At 46.7% G+C, this 7,255-nt stretch carries 8 protein-coding genes and 1 pseudogene; 4 read left to right on the top strand and 5 right to left on the bottom strand.

The genetic code is table 11. The features are described 5' to 3' along the window. Positions 1 to 248: IS3 family transposase (locus BM210_RS33030; RefSeq protein WP_143101157.1), on the top strand; the 248-nt coding region annotated here is incomplete at its 5' end. Positions 249 to 863: 615 nt separating this feature from the next. Here the strand turns inward: BM210_RS33030 and map are convergent. From map to BM210_RS34530, 3 genes are all read right to left on the bottom strand, one after another. Continuing rightward, on the bottom strand, positions 864 to 1,610 hold the full coding sequence (gene map / locus BM210_RS33020) for a type I methionyl aminopeptidase (RefSeq protein ID WP_091176930.1): 747 nt from the start codon (positions 1,608 to 1,610) through the stop codon (positions 864 to 866). A gap of 7 nt (positions 1,611 to 1,617) precedes the next feature. After that, the gene (locus tag BM210_RS33015; RefSeq protein WP_091176929.1) at positions 1,618 to 2,202 is read right to left on the bottom strand and encodes a TetR/AcrR family transcriptional regulator; all 585 of its coding nucleotides are present in this window, start codon (positions 2,200 to 2,202) and stop codon (positions 1,618 to 1,620) included. 455 nt (positions 2,203 to 2,657) lie between these two features. Further along, entirely contained in the window at positions 2,658 to 2,891 is a 234-nt protein-coding gene (locus BM210_RS34530; RefSeq protein WP_143101156.1) for a hypothetical protein, read from the bottom strand. 276 nt (positions 2,892 to 3,167) lie between these two features. On the opposite strand from BM210_RS34530, the gene BM210_RS35485 reads away from it, so the two are divergent. After that, a complete protein-coding gene (locus tag BM210_RS35485) occupies positions 3,168 to 3,287 on the top strand; it encodes a sporulation protein YjcZ (protein WP_218185014.1) in 120 nt (39 codons plus the stop codon). Positions 3,288 to 3,655: 368 nt separating this feature from the next. Here BM210_RS35485 and BM210_RS33010 read toward each other — a convergent pair whose 3' ends face one another. Then, a complete protein-coding gene (locus BM210_RS33010) occupies positions 3,656 to 4,150 on the bottom strand; it encodes a metal-dependent hydrolase (RefSeq protein ID WP_091176928.1) in 495 nt (164 codons plus the stop codon). 554 nt (positions 4,151 to 4,704) lie between these two features. Between BM210_RS33010 and BM210_RS33005 the strand changes: the two are divergent. Next, positions 4,705 to 5,670: pseudogene (locus tag BM210_RS33005) on the top strand (sigma-70 family RNA polymerase sigma factor); the annotation flags it as partial. 66 nt (positions 5,671 to 5,736) lie between these two features. Continuing rightward, entirely contained in the window at positions 5,737 to 6,162 is a 426-nt protein-coding gene (locus BM210_RS33000) for an SRPBCC family protein (protein WP_091176926.1), read from the top strand. Between the two features lie 433 nt (positions 6,163 to 6,595). Here BM210_RS33000 and BM210_RS35235 read toward each other — a convergent pair. After that, positions 6,596 to 7,255, bottom strand: a 660-nt coding sequence (locus BM210_RS35235) for a hypothetical protein (protein WP_218185013.1), incomplete at its 5' end; no start/stop codon positions are given.

The following is a 7,255-nucleotide window of genomic DNA, read 5'->3' as shown; positions in this document are numbered from 1 at the left end:
CATTGAAGGAACAAGGCATAACACAAAGCATGTCACGTAAGGGGAACTGTTACGACAATGCCGTTATGGAGAATTTCTTTGGGATCCTAAAATCCGAGTTTCTATATACAGAAGAATTTGATAGCATTGAACAATTCAAAGTAGAACTTGATCAATATATCCACTATTACAACCACAAACGAATAAAGGCAAAACTAAAACGCATGAGCCCGGTACAGTACCGAACTCATGCGTTAGAGGTAGCCTAACTATATACTGTCTAACTTTTGGGGGTCACTTCACAAGGGCAGCTCCTTTTTTGCTTCCTCGTATCTCATGCTCATAGTGTCATTGGAGAGTGTGTAATCAATCATTATTGAACCAGCATTTTATTCATATACGGTATTTTAACGGAATGGAGGATCTTGAATTGGTGGGGATGGTAACCAAATGAAAAGCCGGAAAAAATAAATAAAGATCGCGTTTCAATACTGTAATAAGCCGCCGGGGACATTCGCCCCGGTCTTTTCATATTTCAAGGGAATGGGGATTGTTTTTGAATCGTAAATATCAAAAACCAAAGGTCATTACTCATGACGTCGAATTTCATACCGCCGCGTTAAATAAACAAGTCGTCGCAGTCTATATGAAAACGAACCTTGAACTAATCGAACACGACGGACTTATCGAAGACATCAGCGCCGATGCAATTAAGATTAAAGGTAATTACTTTATGCGCGAAAACTGCGAATTTTGGATATAACCCTTACACTCCCACAAAACGCAAAACGACGCCAAAAGGCGCCGCCGCTAATATCTCATAACGCCAGAACCCGCGTCATTACTGGGTTTTCCTAACCAAGATAGTGTTTCATAATTTGATTCTATTGTGCGGTCAGGATCTGTGGACCTTCAGCTGTGATGGCGATCGTATGTTCGTATTGGGCGGCGAGCTTGCGGTCCAGCGTCCGCGCGGTCCAGTCGTCCGCATCGATTGTCATGTAATAGGTGCCTTCGGTGATCATGGGCTCGATCGTGAACACCATGCCTTCCTTGATGCGGAGGCCTTTACCGGGCTTGCCGACATGCATATAGTTCGGCTCCTCATGCAGGTCCCGGCCGATGCCATGCGCGAGAAGGTCGCGCACGACGCCGAAGCCGTTCGATTCGGCATGCCGCTGGATCGCGCTCGTCACGTCGCCGAGCCGATTGCCGGGCTGCGCCTGCGCGATGCCGAGGTCAAGGCATTCCTTCGTAACGCGCATCAGCTTCTCGGCCGTCGGCGAGATCTTCCCGACCGCATAGCTCCAGGCCGAATCGCCGAGCCAGCCGTCGAGCTCCGCGACCGTGTCGATCGTAACGATATCGCCTTCCTCAAGTGGCTTATCGCTAGGGAAGCCATGCGCGATCACGTCGTTGACGGAGGCGCAGGTCGCATATTGATAGCCCTTGTAACCCTTTGTGTAAGGCTTGGCGCCGTGCTTCAAGATAATGTCCTCGAAGATGCGCTCAATCTCGTTCGTCGTGATGCCCGGTTGGATGAGCGGGGCGATTGTGCGATGGCATTCGACCACAACTTGGCATGCCTTGCGGATGGCCTCGATTTCGTGCTTGCTTTTTAAGATGACCATGTTCGTATCAGTACTCCTTCGTAATGGCTTGTATCGCGAGCTGGGCGATTCGATCGACGTTCAGCTCGGAAGTGCCCGCATAGTAGTGTAGCCCGCAGCAGCCGACCAGAACGGCAAGCATATGGTCGACGCTGTCGTCTTCGCGTTGGGTGATTGATTGGAGCGGAGCATACAGCCGTTCCATGAATCGTCTCTTGGCGGCGTGCCGATCCTTCTCAGGCAAGCCTGAAAAATGCTCTGACGCCATCTTGTAGACGAGATATGCGCGGGCGTCCGACTGCCACAGCCGGAGCAGCGCCTTGCCATACGTCAACAGCTGCCTGTCATCCGGGCTGCCGCCGCGGATGTTCACCCATTCTGCCAGGGCTTGCTCGCATCGCTCGAAGCCGCTTCCCAGCACATCTTCTATCAATAAATGCCGGTTGGGGTAATAATGGTACACCGTGCCGTAACCGAGCTCGGCCTCGCGGGCGACGTCGCGAATATCAAAGCTGCCGCCCGTTTGGAAGTAGGCGCGCGCGGCGGCGTCCAGGATCTGTTCTATGCGCTGCATGCGGATGAGCTCATTTTGTTCTTTGGTACGGGGGCACATGAGCGCGTAAACCTCCTTATATAGACCTGCAAATTTGTCGATATAAAGATTGTAACGCATGGGGCGGAGATATGCAAATTATCTGTTTGTGAAAAAAATAAAGTTCATTAATTGAAAATAAAGTTCTTTAGTGAACTGAGCATAGATAGACCTCCAGGCAGGTAGTTGCGGAGGCGGTGGTGTTCTGGGAGTGGCGATCCTTGGTGATTTAGAATCACCGCAGGTTTTGTTTTATCGCAAGAAAAAAGAGATACATGCTAAAGTGGAGGAGGAGGGGCGCGAGGCGGTAGCAGCTTCAAGCTCCCATGAAAATTAAATCCGCAGTATCGGAAAATGGCTGCACTAAAGAAGACGCTGCTCTTCCTTTTTTTTAAAGCGTCTGAACTCTGGGGATTTGGTTGTGTTTAAATTAAGAGTTAGCTGTAATTGACACGGAGTAGCCTAAGCACTCCAGTCTAAGAACGGCATACCTTACAATAGTCTGTTGCTTCTTGCTTGTCATAGTAATCCTCGCCAAGATCCACATACATTTCTTTACGAGTTAAGAGGAAAAACGTAATCCTTAATATAACATGAGCAACATTTACCGCTGCTTGCTTTTTACCTTTTCGTGCGGCAGTACGTCTATACATCGAACCGAGGAAGTTCTTGGATGCAGCAACGGTACAGACGACGATGTCGGGTGACAAGAAAATAGTCCGATTAGTTTCCGCCTAAAAAGCGGATTTTTTAATTTAACGGATCATTTTCTAGTCATTTCTCAGTATCAAGAATAAGATCCGATTGCCGAACTATGTCAAGAAAATAGTCCGATTGCCGACACGTTGGCAACATCATATCTGATGAAAAGCTATCAAATGGGGAACTACTAATTCCTTGATCAAACTCACATTTTTTGGCCCGTCCAATCACATAGCCGCTGACATTCATAACATATTCCATACAAGACGGAAGGAGGGGGAGTTATGGGTCTCGGAGTTGGTGGAATCGGTGGAAGTTGTGGAGGTTTCGGTTTAGGAACAACTACAGGTGTCATTCTTGTACTTTTCATTTTGTTAGTTATCATTAGTCGCACATTTATCTAAATAAACTAATCGTCAAACTACCTTTGGTTGATTCCAGAGGTGGTTGTCCTGCTATTCCATCTGTACAGCTGCTAAAGCTAATCATATCGCACTCATCTTGAAGAAGGATTGGGGAATGACCTGTTTTTGTCCGTTATACTCAAACTCGATTTCGAGTAGATGATAAATATTCATGCATATACCTCCTGAAGAAGAGCTATAGCTGAGGAGCTTGCCACGTGCAGTTCATTTTTCGTTTCTTGAAGTATATAAGTCTTAAATGATCTGAATTCATTAAGCTATAGGAACACTATAGCTTAATAAACAACCTGAGACGCGGCTGCCGACATGGATCGGCAGCCGCGTTGTGATAACTGGAAGTTTTCACCTTAAGAAATGATCGTCGAAAACGGAATCCAGAGGCTAACGGCAAGCAGAAGCCAGCGAACCACGGTTTCCCCAAGTGAGCCTGTATCGATCGCCATAAACTTCGGGAGCAAGCGGATATGCAGCTTGAGCGGCCAGAACAGCTCGACGCCTCTGTGATTGAGCAGATCAATGAGCGGGTGCGAGACGTATGCGACGACAAACGTCAAGAAAAACAATGCAGGCAACGGAACCGTCACAAACATCAAAGCCAGTATAAAGAGAATGGAATGGGTTATTGACCGGTGGCGAACCTTTAAAATCTTTAATAGAGCCGATATAGGATAGAGAACCTTTGCCATAGTGGAGCCTTGCTTATCGACGTCAGCCAGCGTACCGACTAAACAGCCAAGCAGCAGAGCGCCGGCAGCCTCCCACGATAGGAACGGTACATCCTGATGAACGAGTACAAGCTCGGCGACTACTAATCCGGCGACGCTATGAGTTTTTTGCAGCATGATAACGCTCCTGTGCGACATTTTCTTTTTTCAACCTTATAGTATTCGGGCGTTATCCGGGAAAATGGTCCGTAGCTTAGAAAAACAAGCTAATAAGATGTGGAGAGGACCAATAATTCCATCATTATAACACTCTAAATATGTCGGGTGACAAGAACATTGTCCGATTTCCGACAAGCAGTTAACTGACCTATAACTTGTCGTTAAATTAACAGGGAGGATAGTGGGGCAAACAAGCTGAACTAAATAAATACACAAGAGGCTCTGCGCTTCTATCATGGATTATAATTAATTAGTAACATGAAAATGAAATAATTCCTCTTAAATTAACTGTATAAGGATTCCATCTTCCTCCGAAAATCTATATCCTAAAATCGATGTCCTTCCGACAAAAGTCAGATAGCTGCTCGTTGAACTAACGGATACAATAGCTTAACCAGACATGAACATGAGGACAATCCTCTATACAAAGGACGACGTAGCCGTTTCGCCTTGTGGTTGCCGGATGATTAGATTATGATGGAAGGAGGACGTTTCAAGTAGATCGACCTAAGGAGGCGAAGATGAACGAAGCCGCTTTTGATATGAAGTTATTTGAGAGCTACAAGCCGGGGTTAACCTCGTATTGTTATCGAATGTTGGGATCCATTGATGATGCGGACGATGCTGTACAGGAAACCTGTATTCGGGCATGGCAGAGCTGGGATCGATTCAGACAGGACTCTTCCATTAAAACATGGATCTACCGCATAGCGTCGAACTTATGCCTGGACAAGCTGAGGCAAGCGAAGCGCCGTACGCTTCCCGTTGACCTGTCCGACCCGGCGATCAAGATTGTCGAACCGAACGAAACGCTGCCAGACTCGTCCTGGATTTGGCCCTCACCCGAATTTGGAGAAAATCCGGAAGATGTTCTCGTTCGCAAGGATACCCTTCAGCTCTGCTTTATTGCACTCTTGCAAACTTTGCCGCCTCGTCAACGCGCGGTTCTTATTCTGAAGGATGTCTTTGAATGGTCTTCGAAACAAATTGCGGAAACGTTGGGAATGTCGCCGGCAGCGGCGAACAGCGCCCTGCAACGAGCCAGGGAGACGATGGACCGAACGCGGCTTCGCTCCGACGAATTTAGTAAGATGGATGTCAATCCCGACCAGAATCTTCTCTCGCGGTATGTGGAAGCGTTTGAGCAATTCGATATCCAAGCGCTTGTGTCGTTGTTCCATGAGGAAGGTTGTATGTCCATGCCGCCTTTCGCCATGTGGATAAGCGGGCAAGAAGATTTGTCCGCGTTTTTTGCACTTACGCGCTGGCATTGCGAGGGGTCCAAATTTTTGCCAACTACAGTGAATGGCGGTTATCCCGCTCTGGCGCAGTATGTGCAGGATAAGGAGGCATCCGTCCTGGTGCCTTGGGGCATTCACGTGATTGAAGTGAAAGATAATCGGATATTCCATGTTCAAAATTTCATAAATGCAAAATTATTTTCCCGATTAGGACTTCCGGAACAAGTAGACCGATGAATTCGGAGATTGGCATTCGTCTATATTAGTGAGAAACAAAATTCCCGTAAAGAGGTGTCCTTCACAATGGAAACAAGCAATCCAACGAAAGTAACCGTAGAGACCGTCGTTCAAGCCCCTGTAGCAAAAGTATGGAGCTATTGGACCGAGCCGGACCACATTACGAAGTGGTATCAACCTTCCGAGGAATGGCATGCGCCAAGAGCGGAGAACGATTTGCGGGTCGGTGGCGAATTCCTGACAAGGATGGAAGCGAAGGATGGCAGCATGGGTTTTGATTATAGCGGAATTTACGACGAAGTGAAGTTGCATAAGACGATTGCCTACACATTGGCAGACGGACGGAAAGTGGATATTGCGTTCGTCGATCAAGGCGAGGCCACGAAGGTCGTTGAAATCTTTGACGCCGAGAGCACTAACCCCGTTGAATACCAACAGGCGGGTTGGCAAGCGATTCTGGATAGTTTCAAACGATATACGGAAGCATCATAAGAATAACGAAACGCGCTCTGCCTCCAAAGGACGGAGCGCGTTTTGCCTTGGATGAAAGAGCAATCGATCTTCGTTTGTTCTGTACCCTATCCATTGTTGTTTTAGTCGAAACAAGCGGCTTTGATGGCACTTCAAAACTATGATTTGGATTGGGAAGAAATACATTTCAACCAATTGTCCGATACATGTACATTTATAATAAAAACAAGTGAGAATGGGAAATTCTTACTCCGCATTCATGCAGGAATGAGTAGAGTAGAAATAGATTCTGAACTCATTTGGCTTGATGCTTTGAATGAAAGGATGGATAGTACTCTTCCAAAAAAGTATTCTTAGTCCCTTGGACGGCGGAATGGGAAAGAGAGTTTTTATTAGTTTTTTAATATGGTATTAGAAAGCTGTTTTATTGGTGTATTACAATGCTGAAGGCTTATTAAGAAGGAGTATAAGATAGACTGGCGCTAAATGATAGTTGAGTGATATCAGCTGCTGAGGGATCCGTCGACATAAGCGTCCTTACGCGAATACCAATACGATCACCCGCAGCAACTATTAATGATCCCCCAACATTTATATTCGTTGCGGTACGGAAAGTACCAGCTGTAATGATATTATTCGGAAATCCGAATCTAACCGAACTAGTCAGCGGCGTTGTAACGTAAGGTGAAGAAATATGATCAATCCCATTATTAGGAACTGATGGTGCGAGGAATACTGTAAAATCGTATTGAAGACCGAGAGTATTTATAGAAACGACAGAAGCAACCAATAAATCAGCACTTATCTGTAAATTTTGAACAGTACCTGCAAAGGGAATTGGGAAAGCAAAACCACCAGCTTCGGGTGGCATAGTTGATTCTCCAGAACCGTCAATAACTTCAACAGTGTGATTACCAAATCCCATTAAAATTGGAGCAGCTGATACTACTGTAGCACCGCTGATGATGATACCCGTTGAAAATGGAATTAATCCTCCGGATCCAGCTGCCCCTTGAGCCCCTTGAGCGCCTTGTGCCCCTGTAGCGCCTTGCGGTCCTTGAGTTCCTTGCGGTCCTTGAGTTCCTTGCGGTCCTTGTGCTCCCTGAGCGCCTTG

Origin of the sequence: Paenibacillus sp. 1_12, from assembly GCF_900114475.1 — a bacterium.
Taxonomy (GTDB): domain Bacteria; phylum Bacillota; class Bacilli; order Paenibacillales; family NBRC-103111; genus Paenibacillus_S.
Note: the sequence above shows the minus strand (reverse complement) of the source record. Positions and strands in the feature narration are given on the sequence as shown.

Coding starts and splice junctions, on each gene's coding strand:
- BM210_RS35485 (WP_218185014.1), top strand. CDS start 3,168: ATGGGTCTCGGAGTTGGTGGAATCGGTGGAAGTTGTGGAGGTTTCGGT.
- BM210_RS33015 (WP_091176929.1), bottom strand. CDS start 2,202: ATGTGCCCCCGTACCAAAGAACAAAATGAGCTCATCCGCATGCAGCGC.
- BM210_RS33010 (WP_091176928.1), bottom strand. CDS start 4,150: ATGCTGCAAAAAACTCATAGCGTCGCCGGATTAGTAGTCGCCGAGCTT.
- BM210_RS33000 (WP_091176926.1), top strand. CDS start 5,737: ATGGAAACAAGCAATCCAACGAAAGTAACCGTAGAGACCGTCGTTCAA.
- map (WP_091176930.1), bottom strand. CDS start 1,610: ATGGTCATCTTAAAAAGCAAGCACGAAATCGAGGCCATCCGCAAGGCA.